Below are 352 nucleotides of genomic sequence, written 5' to 3'. Positions count from 1 at the left end.
GGGCGTGATCGCCGAAGAAGCTCAGGCGGCCGGCCTGGTGGGCCGCGACGAGCTTCTCCTGGAACACTCGCCGGAACAGGCGGGAGAGTACGCGCACGGGCAGGAAGAAGCCCGGCCGGCACGACACCCAGCGCTGGCCGTCAGGCGAGATGCCGCCGCCCGGCACGATCATGTGCACATGGGGATGATGGGTCAGCGCCGAGCCCCAGGTGTGCAGCACGGAGGTGATGCCGATCCTGGCCCCCAGATGCTTCGGATCGGCGGCGATCGTCAGCATGGTCTCGGCCGAGACCTTGAACAGCAGGTCGTAGAGGACGGCCTTGTTCTGGTAGGCGATGTCGGCGATGGCCGC

The 352-nt window shown here is 68.2% G+C and carries 1 protein-coding gene; it reads right to left on the bottom strand.

What is annotated here, in order from left to right:
- Positions 1 to 352: IS91 family transposase (locus ACZXDY_RS46515; protein WP_464350105.1), on the bottom strand; the 352-nt coding region annotated here is incomplete at both ends.

The organism is Bradyrhizobium sp. LeoB3 (assembly GCF_055456055.1).
Note: the sequence above shows the minus strand (reverse complement) of the source record. Positions and strands in the feature narration are given on the sequence as shown.